This window comes from Kitasatospora sp. NPDC029367, assembly GCF_055569135.1.
Genome location: NZ_JBVHYH010000035.1, coordinates 20,778 through 35,748, shown reverse-complemented (window position 1 = coordinate 35,748; position 14,971 = coordinate 20,778). Strand labels below are relative to the sequence as shown.

Genomic DNA, 14,971 nt, shown 5'->3' with positions numbered 1-14,971 from the left:
CGGAGTTGCCACATGACCAGGCGCAGCCATGCCCTCCTCGCCGCCGCCCTCGCGGCGACCCTCACCCTCGGCCTCGGGGCCTGCAAGAACGACAAGAGCGACAGCGGCGGCGACGCGGCCCCCGGCAGCACCAAGGGCCCGGGCGCGGAGAGCGGTTCGGTCATCGGCGGCACCCCGGCCAAGGGCGGCACCCTCACCGTCCTGACCAACCAGGACTTCGCCCACCTCGACCCGGCCCGCAACTGGACCGTCCCGCACATGGACTTCGGCACCCGGCTGCTCTACCGCACCCTGACCACCTTCAAGGCCGAGCCGGGGGCCGCCGGCAGCGAGATCGTCCCGGACCTCGCCACCGACCTGGGCAAGTCCTCGGACGGCGGCAAGACCTGGACCTTCACCCTCAAGGACGGCCTCAAGTACGAGGACGGCAGCCCGATCAGGTCCGCCGACATCAAGTACAACGTCGAGCGCTCCTTCTCCCCGGACCTCACCGGCGGACCGGACTACGCGATCCAGTACCTGGCCGGCGGCGAGAACTACAAGGGCCCGCTCACCGGCCAGCACCTGGCGAGCATCGAGACCCCCGACGAGAAGACCATCGTCTTCCACCTCAAGCGCCCGGTCGCCGAGTTCTCGGACACCGTCACCCTGCCGACCTTCGCCCCGGTGCCGCAGTCCCAGGAGAAGGGCACCCAGTACGACTCCCGGCCGTTCTCCTCCGGCCCGTACAAGATCGAGAGCTACGACCGGGGCAAGCAGCTGGTGCTGGTCCGCAACACCAACTGGGACCAGGGCACCGACACCGTCCGCAAGGCCTACCCGGACCGGATCGTGGTCACGGAGGGCATCAAGGGCGGCCAGGCGGACGACCGGATCATCGCCAGTGAGGGCGCCGACGGCAACGCCATCAACATGCCCTGGATGCAGCACGAGTCGGTCGCCAAGGTGCTGCCCAAGGCGGACGTCAAGTCCCGGATGGCCGCCGAGCGGACCGGCTGTACGGACATGCTGTACCTGAACACCGCCAAGGCGCCCTTCGACGACCCGAAGGCGCGCGAGGCGATGATGTGGGCCGTCGACCGCGAGGCCCAGGTGACCGCGTTCGGCGGCCCGGCGATGGCCGACGTGGCGACCTCCTTCCTCCCGCCGTCGCTGACCGGCGGGCTCAAGGCCGACCCGCTGAAGATCCCGGCCACCGGGGACCAGGAGAAGGCCAAGGCCCTGCTCAAGGACGCCGGCAAGACCGACCTCAAGGTCGGGCTCACCGTCTCGCTCGGCGACAAGACCCGCGCCGAGGCGGTCCAGCAGTCGCTGGCCAAGGCCGGCGTCCAGGTGACCGTCAACACCGTGGACCCGTCCGCCTTCACCGACACCCTCGGCGACACCAAGAACGCTCCCGAACTGGCCATCAGTGGCTGGTGCCCGGACTACCCGTCCGCCGCGACCTTCCTCCCGTTCCAGTTCGACGGACGCACCATCAAGGAGAAGGGCAACCAGGGCAACCTCAGCCAGTTCCGGGACCAGGCCACGATGGACCGGATGGACGCGATCGCGGCCATGCCGGACGTCAACGAGGCCAACAAGGCCTGGCAGCAGCTGGACGAGGACCTGATGCGCAAGGCCCCGGCCGTCCCGCTGATGTGGCAGCGCCGTCCGCTCATGGTCGGCACCAACGTGGCCGGGGCGTTCGGCAGTTCGGGCTACGCCGGGATGATCGACCTGGCCGTGGTGGGCCTCAAGGACCCGGCGAAGGGCAAGTGAGCGGCCCGATGAGCACCACCACTGAACCCCCTTCGGCAGCGGAAGGCGCGCTGACGGCCCCCGCGAAGGCGGCCGGGCGCGGGCCGTGGCGGCTGGTCCTGGACCAGCTGTGGGCCCGCGGCTCGGCCCGGTTCGGGCTGATCACGGTCGGCGTGCTGGTCCTGGCGGCCGCCCTGGCCGGCCCGCTGAGCGCGCTCGGCGGCTGGTCCCCCGAGGAGTTCGACAAGCGCGCCGTGGACGCCTACCTGGGCGGCATGCCCAGGGGCGACTTCGGCGGCATCAGCACCCGGCACTGGCTGGGCGTGGAGCCGATCACCGGGCGCGACCTGTTCGCCCGGGTGCTGCACGGCGGCCAGGTGTCGCTGCTGATCGCGTTCACCGCGACCGCGGTGGTCGTGGTCGCCGGCACCCTGGCCGGCGTCACGGCGGGCTACTTCGGCGGCCGGACGGACGCCGTGCTGTCCCGGCTGATGGACCTCACGATGTCCTTCCCCTCGCTGATCTTCATGATCGCGATGATGTCGGTGGCCAAGGACGTCAACCGGATCCTGCTGATCACCCTCGTGATCGGCCTGTTCACCTGGCCCGGCATCGCCCGGGTGGTGCGCGGCCAGACCCTCTCGCTCAAGCACCGCGAGTACGTCGAGGCCGCCCGGGTCGGCGGCGCCCGCTCCTGGCGGATCCTCACCCGGGAGATCCTGCCGAACGTCTCCGGCCCGGTCATCGCGTACACCACGCTGCTGATCCCCGGCATGATCGCCACCGAGGCCGCGCTCAGCTACCTCGGGGTGGGCGTCCGCCCGCCCACCCCCTCCTGGGGGCAGATGATCGCCGAGAGCATCTCCCAGTACGAGACCGACCCCACCTACTTCCTCATCCCGACCGCCTTCCTGTTCCTCGCCGTGCTCGCCTTCACCCTGCTCGGGGACGCGCTGCGCGACATCCTCGACCCCCGGGGAGCCCGCTCGTGATCCGCTACCCCGACCCCCGCGGAGGCCGGTCGTGATCCTCTATCTCGGCCGCCGCCTGCTCGGCGTGGCCGGCATCCTGCTCGCCATCTGCGCCATCACCTTCACCATCTTCTACCTGCTGCCCAACGACCCGGCCGCGGCCGCCTGCGGCAAGACCTGCAGCCCGGAGCGGCTCGCCGACGTCAAGGCGGCGATGGGCCTGGACAAGCCGGTCTGGGAGCAGTTCGGCACCTACCTGACCGGCATCTTCGCGGGCCGCGACTACGGCACCGGCCCGAGCGCGGTGCACTGCGGCTTCCCCTGCCTCGGCTACTCCTACGAGTACGGGCTGCCGGTCCGGGACCTGCTCGCCGACCGCCTGCCGGTCTCGGTCTCGCTGGCCCTCGGTGCCGCCGTGCTCTGGCTGCTCCTCGGCCTCGGCGCGGGCGTCACCTCGGCGCTGCGCAAGGGCGGCCTCACCGACCGGGCCCTGATGGTGCTCTCCGTCGGGGCGGCCTCCCTGCCGGTCTACTTCACCTCGATCATGCTGATCTGGGGCGTGGTCCGCACGGCCGGGCTGCTGCCCTACCCCTCGTACCACGCGTTCACCGACGGCCCGCTCGACTGGGCCACCAACCTGCTGCTGCCCTGGACCGCCCTCGCCCTGCTGTACGCGGCCATGTACGCCCGGCAGAGCCGCACCTCGATGATCGAGGCGATGGCCGAGCCGTACATCCGCACCGCCCGGGCGAAGGGGCTGCCGCCGCGCACGGTGACCGTCAAGCACGGGCTGCGCTCCGCGACGACACCGATCCTGACCATCTTCGGGATGGACCTCGGCGGGCTGCTGGCCGGGGCCGTCATCACCGAGTCGATCTTCGGCCTGCCCGGCGTCGGCCGGCTGTTCTACGACGGTCTGGCCCGCTCCGACCAGCCCGTGATCCTCGGCGTCACCCTGCTCGCGGCCTTCTTCATCGTCGTGGCGAACCTGCTGGTCGACCTGCTCTACGCGTACGTCGACCCGAGAGTGAGGTACTGATGGCCAGCCTGTTGGAGGTCGAGGACCTCAAGGTCGCCTTCGACACCCCGCGCGGCACCGTCCGGGCCGTGGACGGCATCTCCTTCGCCGTCGAGGCCGGGCGCACCCTCGGCCTGGTCGGCGAGTCCGGCAGCGGCAAGTCCGTCACCTCGCTGGCCCTGATGGGCCTGCACCGCGGCGCCGCCGTCTCCGGCTCGATCCGGCTCGACGGACGGGAGCTGACCGGCCTGGGCGAGCGGGAGCTGGGCGCCGTCCGGGGCCGGCGGATCGCCATGGTCTTCCAGGACCCGCTGTCCAGCCTGCACCCCTTCTACACGGTCGGCGAACAGATCGCCGAGCACTACCGGGTGCACTTCCGGGCGGGCCGCAAGGCCGGCCGGGCCCGGGCCGTCGAGATGCTCGCCGAGGTCGGCATCCCGGAACCGGCCCGCCGGGTCGACGAGTACCCGCACCAGTTCTCCGGCGGGATGCGCCAGCGGGTCATGATCGCCATGGCGCTGGCCTGCGAACCGGACCTGCTGATCGCCGACGAGCCCACCACCGCGCTGGACGTCACCGTCCAGGCGCAGATCCTCGACCTGATCGCCCGGATCCAGCAGGACCGCGGGCTCGGCGTCGTGATGATCACCCACGACCTGGGGGTGGTCGCCCGGGTCGCCCACGAGGTGCTGGTCATGTACGGCGGCCGGGCGGCCGAACAGGCCCCGGCGGAACGGCTGTTCGCCGCACCCGCGCACCCGTACACCCGCGGCCTGCTGGACTCGCTGCCGCGTCTGGACGACTCCGACGACGCCCCGCTGCGGGCCATCCCCGGCAGCCCGCCCTCGCTGCTCACCCCCGCCCCCGGCTGCTCCTTCGCCCCGCGCTGCGCCCGCACCACCGCGGCGACCGCCGAGGAGCACGCCCGCTGCCTGGGCGAGCGCCCGCCGCTCGACCCGTTCGGCCCGCCCGGGGCCGGCCATCGGGCCGCCTGCCATCTGCCACTGGTGCCGGAAGGGGTCCTCTGATGGCTGAACCACGACTGTCCGAGCCGCGACTGTCCCAGCCGCCACTGTCCGAACCGCTGCTGTCCGTACGGGACTTGGTGAAGACCTTCGCCGGACGGCGCAGCCGCACCGGCCGGGCCGGTGCGCCGGTCCGGGCCGTGGACGGGGTGAGCTTCGACCTCGCCGCGGGCGAGACCCTGGGCCTGGTCGGCGAGTCCGGCTGCGGCAAGTCCACCACCGGCCGGATGATCGTCCGGCTGCTCGACCCCACCTCGGGCACCGTCACCTTCGACGGCACCGAGATCGGCGGGCTGTCCCAGGCCAGGCTGCGGCCGCACCGGCGGCACCTGCAGATGGTCTTCCAGGACCCGTACTCCTCGCTCAACCCCCGGCAGACGGTGGCCCGGATCATCTCCGAGCCGCTGCTGGTCCAGGGCGCGAGTGCCGTGGAGGCGCGCGGCCGGGCGGCCGAACTGATGGAGCTGGTCGGGCTGATCCCCGAGCACCTCGACCGTTACCCGCACGAGTTCTCCGGCGGCCAGGCGCAGCGGATCGGCATCGCCCGCTCGCTCGCCACCTCGCCGAAGCTGGTGATCGCGGACGAGCCGGTCTCCGCGCTGGACGTCTCCGTCCAGGCCCAAGTGGTCAACCTGATGGAGCAGTTGCAGCGGGAGCTGGGCCTGGCCTACGTGTTCATCGCGCACGACCTCTCGGTGGTCAAGCGGGTCTGCGACCGGGTCGCGGTGATGTACCTGGGCCGGATCGTGGAGATCGGCGACAAGGCCGAGGTGTACGGCAGCCCGGCGCACCCGTACACCCGGGCGCTGCTGTCCGCCGTCCCGCTGCCGGACCCGGCGGCGGAGCGGGCGCGGGAGCGGATCGTGCTGCTCGGCGACCCGCCGAGCCCGGCGGACCCGCCCACCGGGTGCGGCTTCCACCCGCGCTGCCCCAAGGCGCAGGCGCGCTGCCGGACGGAGCGGCCGCTGCTGGAGGTGGTCGGGACCGGCGGGCGCCAGGCGGCCTGCCACTTCCCGGAGCAGCCGTAACGCAGAAGAGCCCCCGGTCGGGCGTGGCGGGGAACCTCACGAGGGCCGCGTCCGACCGGGTACCAACCCGCCCTGATGGTTCTCTTACGGCTGCTACTGCTCCTCGGAGGGTAGTAGCAGCCGGGGCCCGGGCCCCTCGGTGGCGAGTTCGTCACCGGGGTTGAGCACCCGGCAGCGGCGCAGCGACACGCAGCCGCAGCCGATGCAGCCGGTCAGCTCGTCCTCCAGCCGCTCCAACTCGGTGCGGCGGGCGCGCAGTTGCTCGGCCCAGCGGCGGGAGATCCGCTCCCAGTCGTGCTTGCCCGGCATCCGGTCCTCGGGCAGCCCGGTGAACACCTCGGCGACCTCGGCGAGCGGGATGCCGAGCCGCTTGGCGACCAGGATCAGCGAGATCCGGCGCAGTACATGCCGCCGGTAGCGGCGCTGGTTGCCGGCCGAGCGCTCGGAGGAGATCAGCCCCTGCTCCTCGTAGAAGCGCACGGCGGAGGTGGCGATCCCGGCCCGGCGGGCCACCTCGCCCACGCTGAGCAGGTCGACGGGTGCCGTTCCGGTCATGGCCACCGCTCCTCGACTTCAAGTTCTCTTGAAGTCCCAGCCTATCGGACGTGACCGGGCACCCGGTTTTCCGGAGCGCCACGACCGTTGCCGGGCGGCCGAGTTGCCCGGCAACGGTCGCCGCCGGTCGCCGCCGGTCGCGGCCGGTCGCCGCGTCCGGGGTCAGTGCACGGTGTACTCCACGGTCACGCTGACGACCACCAGCACCGCGTAGACCACCGCCGGCGTGGTCCGCCCGGCGGCGTGCAGCGCGAGTGCCCCGGTGAGCAGGGCCAGCAGCTTGAGCACGATCTCCACGCCCAGCGGCTGGCGGAACCTCGGCCCGCCCGCGGCCAGGAACAGCCCCCAGAAGACGGCCGCCAGGGCCGGTGCGCCGAGGCCCAGCAACAGCCGGGTGGCCAGGCCGGAGCCGGTCCGGAACCCCCAGTAGCAGAGCGAGGCCAGCAGGGCGAGCTCCAGCCCGAAGGCGAGTCCCGCGTTGGCCATGGTCAGCGGGGTCCACTGCCGCTGCCCGACCGGTCCCGGTCTTTCGATCCTCATCCCGTGCCCTCCCCGTTCGTTCCGCTCTGCCCGTTCGCCGGGCGGCCCGGCCGGGCGGTGGTCAGGCGGAGTTTCCCAGTCCGCCCGGCGTGAACTCAATGGATCGCCGCGAAGACGTGTACGGAACAGGGGTCGGGCCGTAGCCTGGCGCATGCAATGTCACACATCACCAGAGGGAGTACCCGTCGTGGTCGACGACCTGAGCACCGCCGAGCCCCCGGCCCCGCTGCCCGCCGCCGAGGGCCTGTTCAGCGTCTCGCCGCAGGCCGCGCACCTCAACCACGGCTCCTTCGGCGCCGTGCCGGTCCCGGTGCAGCGGGTGCAGCAGGAGCTGCGCACCGAGCACGAGCTGGACCCGGACGGCTTCTTCGCCGACCTGCCGGCCCGGATCGCCGGTGCCCGGGTGCGGATCGCCGCCGAACTGGCCACCGACCCGGACCGGCTGGCCCTGGTCGCCAATGTCACCGAGGCGGCCGCGATCGCCCTGGACAGCATCCCGTTCGCCCCCGGGGACCGGATCCTGGTCACCGACCACGGCTACGGCGCCGTCACCCAGGCCGCCGCCCGCAGGGCCGCCGAGACCGGCGCCGAGCTGGTGGTCGCCCGGGTGCCGCTGGACGCCCCGGACGAGGCCGCCGTCCGGGCCGCGGTGCTCGCCGCCGTGGACGACCGCACCACCGTCGCCGTCCTGGACCGGATCACCTCGCTCACCGCCCGTACGGTGGCCTCCCCGGCCCTGGTCGCCGAGCTGCGCGGACGCGGGGTGACCACGGTGGTGGACGGCGCCCACGCCCCCGGGATGCTGCCCGAGCCGGTCGACCCGAACGCCGACTTCTGGTTCGGCAACCTGCACAAGTGGGCCTTCGCCCCGCGCGCCAGCGGGGTGCTGTCCGTCCGCCCCGAGTGGACCGCCCGGGTGCGCCCGCTCGCGCTGTCCTGGGAGCACCACCGGGGCTTCCCGGCCAACGTCGAGTGGCGCGGCACCTGCGACTACACCCCGTGGCTGGCCGCCCCGGCCGGCTTCGGGCTGCTGCGCGAGCTGGGCGTCGAGGCGGTCGCCGCCCACAACGCCGCGCTCGCCGCGTACGGCCAGCGGGTGCTGGTCGAGCGGGCGGGCCTGCGGGCGCTGCCCGCGACGCCCGGGGTGTGGATGCGCACCGTACGGCTGCCGGCGGGGTACGGCGACACCGAGCCGCAGTACCTGGCGCTGCTGGCCGAGCTGTGGCGGCGGCACCGGATCCGGGTCGCCGTCCGGCCCGGGCCCGAGGGCGCGGTGCTGCGGGTGAGTGCCCAGCTGTACAACCGGGCGGCGGACTACGAGCGGCTCGCGGACGCGCTGGTGGAACTGTTCAAGGAGTAGGCGCGGGGCTGCTCAAGCGGTTGTTCAAGGAGTGGGCGGGGGGCCGGCCGGCCCCTGGTCGCCCGCCGCCCGCAGTTCCGCGAGCAGCGGGTCGCGGTCGACGAGCAGCCCGGTGAGGATCCGCCGGGCTGCTCGCAGCAGGTCGGCGACGTCGCCGCCGACCAGCGCGTAGACCACGGTGCTGCCGTCCCGGGTGGCGGTGACGATGCCGGACCGGCGCAGCACCGCGAGCTGCTGGGACAGGCTGGAGGGCTCCACCTGCAGTTCGGCGAGCAGGCCGCGGACGGGTGTCGGGCCGGCCTGCAGCAGCTCCAGCACCCGGATCCGGACGGGATGGCCGAGCATCCGGAAGAACTCGGCCTTGGCCTGATACAGCTCCCCCAGCCTTCGGCCGGGAGGTGCCCCCATCGTCACGAGGCCCCCCTCTCCTGGTCTCGGCGGGCTCAGATCTCCAGCGAGAGCTCGATCTGCTTGAGCCGGTGGCGGGCCATCGCGAGGTTGGAACGGTTGCGGTGGAGCACCAGGAAGAGGAACAGCCCGCGCCCGGTGGGCGTCGTGATCGGCCGGACCATGTGGTACTGGTGCGTCAGCGTGATCAGGATGTCCTCGATCTCGTTGTCGAGCAGGTTGAGCGCCTCCATCGCCCGCATCTTGGCGCGGACCACGTCGGTGTTGCCGGCCGCGGCGACGTTGAGGTCCAGTTCGCCGCCGTCCCCGAGGGTGCCGAGGGCCATGCCGCTGCCGTAGTCGACCAGGGCGACGCCGATCGCGCCGTCGATCGACATGGCTTCCTTGAGGGACGTCTCCAGGTTCGCCATCGTGGCGGTCCTCCCGTGAGTCGGTGGCCGTGGCTCACGGCCCTGGCTCACGAAGGTAGGGAGCGGATCCCGGACTCCACCGGGAATGACCGGAGTCGCTCGGATCTGGCCCGACCCTGATCACTTGAAGACATTTGCAACTATGGATCTGAGAGAGGAGTGATCTCCTGGCTCGGAAAACGGTGCTATCGATGTCACTCCTCCCGGGTAACCTCTCGCTGAGATGCGAGATCACACCAACCACACCCGGACGGCGATGAACACCCCCGATCCAGAGCCCCAGGAAGTCCAGGAGCTCAGCCCCGCCGAGGCGTACGCGGCCAGCCGTCGACGGGCCAAGGAGCAGGCCACCGCCCTGTACGGCTTCCAGCAGCTGTACGACTTCCCGCTGGACGACTTCCAGGTGGAGGCCTGCGAGACGCTGGAGGCCGGCTCCGGCGTCCTGGTGGCCGCCCCCACCGGCTCCGGGAAGACCATCGTCGGCGAGTTCGCCGTGCACCTGGCCCTCCAGGCCGGCCGCAAGTGCTTCTACACCACGCCGATCAAGGCGCTCTCCAACCAGAAGTACGGGGACCTGGTCAAGCGCTACGGCGCCGCCAAGGTCGGCCTGCTCACCGGTGACAACACCGTCAACGGCGACGCCCCCGTGGTGGTGATGACCACCGAGGTGCTCCGCAACATGCTCTACGCGGGCTCCAGCACCCTCGACGGCCTCGGCTACGTCGTGATGGACGAGGTGCACTACCTCGCCGACCGCTTCCGCGGCGCCGTCTGGGAGGAGGTCATCATCCACCTCCCCGAGTCGGTCACCCTCGTCTCGCTCTCCGCGACCGTCTCCAACGCCGAGGAGTTCGGCGACTGGCTGGACACCGTCCGCGGCGGCACCAAGGTGATCGTCTCCGAGACCCGCCCCGTCCCGCTGTGGCAGCACGTGATGGCCGGCAACCGGATGTACGACCTGTTCGCCGACCCCGACCGGGACGGCCGCCCCAAGCACAGCCTCAAGAACCCCGGCAAGGCCGTCAACCCCGAGCTGGTCCGGCTCGCCCGCTCCGAGCTCGACCGCAACCCGCGCGACCGCTTCGGCCGCGGCCGGGGCCGCTCCATGCCCAACGGCCGTCCCGGCAAGGTCTGGACGCCGGGCCGGGTCGACGTCATCGACCGGCTCGACGCCGAGGGCCTGCTGCCCGCGATCACGTTCATCTTCAGCCGGGCCGGCTGCGAGGCCGCCGTGCAGCAGTGCCTCAGCTCCGGCCTGCGGCTCAACAAGGACTCCGACCGCGCCCTGGTCCGGTCGATCGTCGAGGAGCGCTGCGCCGACATCCCCGACGAGGACCTGCACGTCCTCGGCTACTTCGAGTGGCTGGACGGGCTGGAGCGCGGCATCGCCGCCCACCACGCCGGGATGCTGCCGCGGTTCAAGGAAGTGGTCGAGGAGCTCTTCGTGAAGGGCCTGGTCAAGGCCGTCTTCGCGACCGAGACCCTGGCGCTCGGCATCAACATGCCCGCCCGCTCGGTGGTCATGGAGAAGCTGGTCAAGTGGAACGGCGAGACCCACGCCGACATCACCCCCGGTGAGTACACCCAGCTCACCGGCCGGGCCGGGCGGCGCGGCATCGACGTCGAGGGCCACGCCGTGGTGCTCTGGCAGCGCGGCCTCGACCCGGAGGCGCTGGCCGGCCTGGCCGGCACCCGCACCTACCCGCTCAAGTCCTCGTTCCGGCCCTCCTACAACATGGCCGTCAACCTGGTCTCCCAGTTCGGCCGGCACCGCTCCCGCGAACTGCTGGAGACCTCCTTCGCCCAGTTCCAGGCGGACCGCTCGGTCGTCGGCATCGCCCGCCAGGTGCAGCGCAACGAGGAGGGGCTGGACGGCTACCGCGAGTCGATGACCTGCCACCTCGGCGACTTCGACGAGTACATGGAGCTGCGCCGCCGGCTCAAGGACCGCGAGAACGAGCTGGCCCGCGAGGGCAGCAGCCAGCGCCGCGCCGCCGCCATCGAATCGATCGAGCAGCTCAAGCCGGGTGACGTCATCCACGTCCCCACCGGCAAGTTCGCCGGCCTCGCCCTGGTCCTCGACCCGGGCCTGCCGCCGGTCAGCCGCTCCGGCCGCGGCGGCCCGCGCCACCCCGACTACCAGGACGGCCCGCGCCCGGTGGTGCTCACCGCCGAGCGGCAGGTCAAGCGGCTCGCGATGATCGACTTCCCGCACCCGGTGGTCGCCCTCGAACGGGTCCGCATCCCCAAGTCCTTCAACCCGCGCAGCCCGCAGTCCCGGCGCGACCTCGCCTCCGCGCTGCGCACCAAGGCCGGCCACCTGGAGCCCGAGCGGTTCCGGCGCGGCCGCGCGGCCGCCGCCGACGACCCGGAGATCACCCGGCTGCGCACCGAACTGCGCCAGCACCCCTGCCACGGCTGCACCGACCGCGAGGACCACGCCCGCTGGGCCGAGCGCTACCACCGGCTGCACCGCGACACCGAACTGCTGGAACGCCGGATGCGCTCCCGCACCCACACCATCGCCCGCACCTTCGACCGGGTCTGCGGCCTGCTCACCGACCTCGGCTACCTGAGCGGCGACACCGTCACCGACGACGGCAAGCGGCTCGGCCGGCTCTACGGCGAGCTCGACCTGCTCGCCTCCGAGTGCATCCGCGAGGGCGTCTGGAGCGGCCTCGCCGCCGCCGAACTCGCCGCCTGCGCCTCGGCACTGGTCTTCGAGGCGCGCCAGGCCGACGACGCCGGCGCCCCCCGGGTGCCGGAGGGCGCGGCCAAGGAGGCCCTCGGCCAGATGGTCCGGATCTGGGGCCACCTGGACGCCCTGGAGGAGCAGCACCGGATCAACACCGCCGAAGGCGTCGGCCAGCGCGAACCCGACCTCGGCTTCGCCTGGGCCGCCTACCGCTGGGCGCTCGGCCACAGCCTGGACCAGGTCCTGCGCGACGCCGACATGCCGGCCGGCGACTTCGTCCGCTGGACCAAGCAGCTGATCGACGTCCTCGGCCAGATCCAGGACGCGGCCGGCGAGGACGCCGAACTCCGCAGGACCGCCCGCAAGGCCGTCGACGGCCTGCGCCGCGGCATCATCGCCTACTCCTCCGTGGGCTGAGCCCCCGGCGACGCGAAGGGGCCCGCACGTTCGCCACCGAACGCGCGGGCCCCTGTCGTGCCGCGTCCCGGCGCTACGTGCGCCGGCCCTACTTGCCCGGTGCTACTTGAGGGTGGGCAGGGCGGAGTAGCAGCCGTAGTAGTCCTTGGTCGTCTCGACCATGACGTCGCCGGTCCGCGGGCCGACGACGCCGTCCGGGTCCAGACCCGCCCACTTCTGGATCGCGACGACCGCCCCGTAGGTGTCCTGGCCGAACGAGCCGTCCACCGTGATGGTGTGGTAACCGGTCTGGTAGTGCAGGCTGTTGGAAATCTGCTGCACGCACTTCACGCTGGCGTAGGTGTTGCTCTTGCCGTAACCGACCCACAGCGAGCCGGAGTTGGGCACGGCCTGGGCGGTGCCGGCGACGCCGACGGTGGCCAGGGCGGCGGCCGCGAGCAGGAACGCGCCGCGCCGCTTGATGGAGCTGGTGTTCAAAGGGACCCCCGAATTCGGAACACAACTGATCATCAGTTTCCCCGAACCGTACCTCAGCGGGTGGCGAGGGACTCCAGCAGGCGGGTGAGGGAGGTGCCGAGGCCCCAGCGGGCGGAGAGGTGTTCCAGGGTCATCGGGTCGGCGGGCTCGCGGGGGAGGGTGGGGTCGAAGTCCGGGAGGGGGGCGTCGGTGGCGACGCGGACGACGGTGGGGGCGACGTCCAGGTAGGCGGCGCCCTCGACGAGGTTGCGGCGGCGGGCCGGGGTGAGGCGGGAGCCGACGTCCAGGGCGGCGGCGCGGATCGCGGCCAGGTCGCCGTACTCGTTGATCAGCTGGGCGGCGGTCTTCTCGCCGATGCCCTTGACGCCGGGCAGGCCGTCGGACGGGTCGCCGCGCAGGGCGGCCATGTCGGCGTACCGGTCGCCGCGCACGCCGTACTTCTCCAGCAGCACCGCGTCGTCGGTGACCTGGAGGTTGCCCATGCCCTTGACCGGGTACAGCACGGTGATCTGCCGGGCGTCGTCGACGAGTTGGAACAGGTCGCGGTCCCCGGTGACGATCTGCACCGGGCCCGTGGCGCGGGCGGTGAGGGTGCCGATCACGTCGTCCGCCTCGTAGCCGGGGGAGCCGACCCGGGCGATGCCGAGGGCGTCCAGCACCTGCTCGATCACCGGCACCTGCGGGGCGAGGGTGTCCGGGACCTCCTCCTCGCCGTCCACGGCGGCCTCGGCGACCCGGTGGGTCTTGTACGAGGGGACGAGGTCCACCCGCCACTGGGGGCGCCAGTCGGCGTCCATGCAGGCGACGAGTTCGTCCGGCCGGTGGTCGTGGACCAGCCGGGCGATGAAGTCCAGCAGGCCGCGGACGGCGTTGACCGGTTCCCCCTGCGGTGAGCGCAGGGAGTCCGGTACGCCGTAGTAAGCCCGGAAGTACAGGCTGGCGGAGTCGAGCAGCATCAGTCGCGGTGCGGTCACGAGTCAGATCATGCCGCACCGCGCCGACGGACGGTGGTCTCAGTGCTCGTGCGGGCCGGCGCGGTGCACCGGGCCGTGGGCGTCGGCGCAGTGCTCGGCGGCCGGGTTGCCCGGGCCGGCGATCTGCAGCAGCGCGCCCGCCTCGTCCTCGCCGACGTGGTCGACCTGGAGGGTGCTGTGGGTGATGCCGTACTCCTTCGCCAGTCGGCGCTGCAGTTCGCGCCGCACGGCGTGGCAGTCGCCGCCGGGGGTCACCAGGATGTGCGCCGACAGGGCCGGCTGGTTGGAGGTGATCTCCCAGATGTGCAGGTCGTGGATCTCCTCGACCAGCGGCTCGGTGACCAGCCGGTCGGCCACCGCGTCCGGGTCGATCCCGGCCGGGGCGGCCTCCAGGAAGATCCGCCCGGAGTCCCGGACCAGCCCGATGCCCGCCTTGAGCATCAGCGCCACCACGATCAGCGAGGCGATCGCGTCGGCCCGGGCGAAGCCGGTGGTCAGCACGACCGCACCGGCCACGGCGGTGGCGATGAAGGCGTACAGGTCGGTGAGCACGTGCTGGAAGGCGCCCTCGACGTTCAGCGAACTGCGGTTGGCCTTGGACATGCACCAGGTGGCGGCCAGGTTGACCACGATCCCGATCAGCGCGGTGACCAGCACCAGCGAACCGGTGACCTCGGGCGGGCTGATCAGCCGGGTGATCGCCTCGTAGCCGAGCCAGGCGGAGAGGATCAGCAGGGTGACGCCGTTGGCCTGGGCGGAGAGGATCTCGGCGCGCTTGAGCCCGTAGGTGTAGCCGCCGCGGGCCGGGCGGGCGGAGAGCCGCATGGCGACCAGGGCGAGCACGATCGAGGCGGCGTCGGTGAGCATGTGCGCCGCGTCGGAGATCAGGGCCAGGGACTGGGCGGCGAAGCCGACCACGACCTCGCCGGCCATGAAGACGAGGATCAGGGTGAGGGCGCTGACCAGCCAGCGGCGGTCGGCGTCGGCGGCGACGCCGTGCGTGTGGCCCCCGTGGCCCCCGTGGCCCCCGTGGCCGCGCGCGTGGCTGCCGTGACCCGTGTTTCCGTTGCCGTGGTCCTGCGGGTTCTGGTGGTCATGTGCATGATCATCGTGGGAATGCTCGTGCCCGGCCATCGAAGTCCTCTCTGGACGCACGGGTGGAGGCGACGGGGCGCGATCGCCCCGCACTCGAAGTGAACCGCAGAATCGACAAAGATCCAAAGGTTGTACTGGTGACCGTTGTCGTTGCCGCTCGGACGGCACCCGATCGCCGCTGCGCCGCCCGCCCCGAGCCCGGGTCGCCGGTGGCACCGGCCCTGGTCGGGGGCGCCTACGAGACGGGGCCGGCCCGCG

At 72.3% G+C, this 14,971-nt stretch carries 14 protein-coding genes; 7 read left to right on the top strand and 7 right to left on the bottom strand.

Features of this window, described 5'->3' with window-relative positions; all coding sequences use genetic code 11:
* Nucleotides 1–12: 12 nt before the first annotated feature.
* From ACZ4W5_RS20145 to ACZ4W5_RS20125, 5 genes are read left to right on the top strand one after another with little or no spacing between them, the layout of a single operon-like run.
* Nucleotides 13–1,761 carry an ABC transporter substrate-binding protein gene (locus tag ACZ4W5_RS20145; RefSeq protein WP_360230261.1) on the top strand — a complete coding sequence of 583 codons (1,749 nt, stop codon included), beginning with the start codon at nt 13–15 and terminating at the stop codon, nt 1,759–1,761.
* 8 nt (nt 1,762–1,769) lie between these two features.
* Nucleotides 1,770–2,732, top strand: a complete 963-nt coding sequence (locus tag ACZ4W5_RS20140; RefSeq protein WP_465655919.1) for an ABC transporter permease — start codon at nt 1,770–1,772, stop codon at nt 2,730–2,732.
* Between the two features lie 31 nt (nt 2,733–2,763).
* The gene (locus ACZ4W5_RS20135; RefSeq protein WP_360230257.1) at nt 2,764–3,750 is read left to right on the top strand and encodes an ABC transporter permease; all 987 of its coding nucleotides are present in this window, start codon (nt 2,764–2,766) and stop codon (nt 3,748–3,750) included.
* Nucleotides 3,750–4,757, top strand: a complete 1,008-nt coding sequence (locus ACZ4W5_RS20130) for an ABC transporter ATP-binding protein (RefSeq protein ID WP_465655917.1) — start codon at nt 3,750–3,752, stop codon at nt 4,755–4,757. Before ACZ4W5_RS20135 ends, ACZ4W5_RS20130 begins: the two co-directional genes overlap by 1 nt.
* On the top strand, nt 4,757–5,782 hold the full coding sequence (locus ACZ4W5_RS20125; RefSeq protein WP_465655915.1) for an ABC transporter ATP-binding protein: 1,026 nt from the start codon (nt 4,757–4,759) through the stop codon (nt 5,780–5,782). Before ACZ4W5_RS20130 ends, ACZ4W5_RS20125 begins: the two co-directional genes overlap by 1 nt.
* Before the next feature lie 93 nt (nt 5,783–5,875).
* Here the strand turns inward: ACZ4W5_RS20125 and soxR are convergent, their stop codons facing one another.
* A complete protein-coding gene (gene soxR / locus ACZ4W5_RS20120) occupies nt 5,876–6,337 on the bottom strand; it encodes a redox-sensitive transcriptional activator SoxR (protein WP_360230251.1) in 462 nt (153 codons plus the stop codon).
* Nucleotides 6,338–6,499: 162 nt separating this feature from the next.
* Nucleotides 6,500–6,877, bottom strand: a complete 378-nt coding sequence (locus ACZ4W5_RS20115) for a YrdB family protein (protein ID WP_465655913.1) — start codon at nt 6,875–6,877, stop codon at nt 6,500–6,502.
* A gap of 187 nt (nt 6,878–7,064) precedes the next feature.
* Here ACZ4W5_RS20115 and ACZ4W5_RS20110 point away from each other — a divergent pair, with 187 nt between their 5' ends.
* Nucleotides 7,065–8,237: an aminotransferase class V-fold PLP-dependent enzyme gene (locus ACZ4W5_RS20110; RefSeq protein WP_465655911.1), complete on the top strand. Its 1,173-nt coding sequence runs from the start codon at nt 7,065–7,067 to the stop codon at nt 8,235–8,237.
* A gap of 24 nt (nt 8,238–8,261) precedes the next feature.
* Here the strand turns inward: ACZ4W5_RS20110 and ACZ4W5_RS20105 are convergent, their stop codons facing one another.
* Complete coding sequence (locus tag ACZ4W5_RS20105) at nt 8,262–8,645, bottom strand: ArsR/SmtB family transcription factor (protein ID WP_465655946.1); 384 nt, start codon at nt 8,643–8,645, stop codon at nt 8,262–8,264.
* 35 nt (nt 8,646–8,680) lie between these two features.
* Nucleotides 8,681–9,055: a hypothetical protein gene (locus tag ACZ4W5_RS20100; RefSeq protein WP_360230245.1), complete on the bottom strand. Its 375-nt coding sequence runs from the start codon at nt 9,053–9,055 to the stop codon at nt 8,681–8,683.
* A 256-nt stretch (nt 9,056–9,311) separates the two neighbouring features.
* Between ACZ4W5_RS20100 and ACZ4W5_RS20095 the strand changes: the two genes are divergently transcribed.
* Nucleotides 9,312–12,167 (top strand): DEAD/DEAH box helicase, encoded by a 2,856-nt coding sequence (locus ACZ4W5_RS20095; protein ID WP_360230385.1) that lies wholly within the window; start codon nt 9,312–9,314, stop codon nt 12,165–12,167.
* A gap of 102 nt (nt 12,168–12,269) precedes the next feature.
* Here ACZ4W5_RS20095 and ACZ4W5_RS20090 read toward each other — a convergent pair whose 3' ends face one another.
* From ACZ4W5_RS20090 to ACZ4W5_RS20080, 3 genes are read right to left on the bottom strand one after another with little or no spacing between them, the layout of a single operon-like run.
* Nucleotides 12,270–12,644 (bottom strand): peptidoglycan-binding domain-containing protein, encoded by a 375-nt coding sequence (locus tag ACZ4W5_RS20090; protein ID WP_360230244.1) that lies wholly within the window; start codon nt 12,642–12,644, stop codon nt 12,270–12,272.
* Nucleotides 12,645–12,697: 53 nt separating this feature from the next.
* Nucleotides 12,698–13,600 carry a 5'-3' exonuclease gene (locus ACZ4W5_RS20085; protein ID WP_465655944.1) on the bottom strand — a complete coding sequence of 301 codons (903 nt, stop codon included), beginning with the start codon at nt 13,598–13,600 and terminating at the stop codon, nt 12,698–12,700.
* Between the two features lie 57 nt (nt 13,601–13,657).
* Nucleotides 13,658–14,752, bottom strand: coding sequence for a cation diffusion facilitator family transporter (locus ACZ4W5_RS20080; RefSeq protein ID WP_465655909.1), 1,095 nt, complete (start codon nt 14,750–14,752; stop codon nt 13,658–13,660).
* Nucleotides 14,753–14,971: the final 219 nt, after the last annotated feature.

What these genes read in the sequence shown, in the direction of transcription:
- ACZ4W5_RS20080 (WP_465655909.1), bottom strand. Translation starts at nt 14,752, where the DNA reads ATGGCCGGGCACGAGCATTCCCACGATGATCATGCACATGACCACCAG.
- ACZ4W5_RS20130 (WP_465655917.1), top strand. Translation starts at nt 3,750, where the DNA reads ATGGCCAGCCTGTTGGAGGTCGAGGACCTCAAGGTCGCCTTCGACACC.
- soxR (WP_360230251.1), bottom strand. Translation starts at nt 6,337, where the DNA reads ATGACCGGAACGGCACCCGTCGACCTGCTCAGCGTGGGCGAGGTGGCC.
- ACZ4W5_RS20095 (WP_360230385.1), top strand. Translation starts at nt 9,312, where the DNA reads ATGAACACCCCCGATCCAGAGCCCCAGGAAGTCCAGGAGCTCAGCCCC.
- ACZ4W5_RS20085 (WP_465655944.1), bottom strand. Translation starts at nt 13,600, where the DNA reads ATGCTGCTCGACTCCGCCAGCCTGTACTTCCGGGCTTACTACGGCGTA.
- ACZ4W5_RS20100 (WP_360230245.1), bottom strand. Translation starts at nt 9,055, where the DNA reads ATGGCGAACCTGGAGACGTCCCTCAAGGAAGCCATGTCGATCGACGGC.
- ACZ4W5_RS20145 (WP_360230261.1), top strand. Translation starts at nt 13, where the DNA reads ATGACCAGGCGCAGCCATGCCCTCCTCGCCGCCGCCCTCGCGGCGACC.
- ACZ4W5_RS20115 (WP_465655913.1), bottom strand. Translation starts at nt 6,877, where the DNA reads ATGAGGATCGAAAGACCGGGACCGGTCGGGCAGCGGCAGTGGACCCCG.
- ACZ4W5_RS20125 (WP_465655915.1), top strand. Translation starts at nt 4,757, where the DNA reads ATGGCTGAACCACGACTGTCCGAGCCGCGACTGTCCCAGCCGCCACTG.
- ACZ4W5_RS20105 (WP_465655946.1), bottom strand. Translation starts at nt 8,645, where the DNA reads ATGGGGGCACCTCCCGGCCGAAGGCTGGGGGAGCTGTATCAGGCCAAG.
- ACZ4W5_RS20140 (WP_465655919.1), top strand. Translation starts at nt 1,770, where the DNA reads ATGAGCACCACCACTGAACCCCCTTCGGCAGCGGAAGGCGCGCTGACG.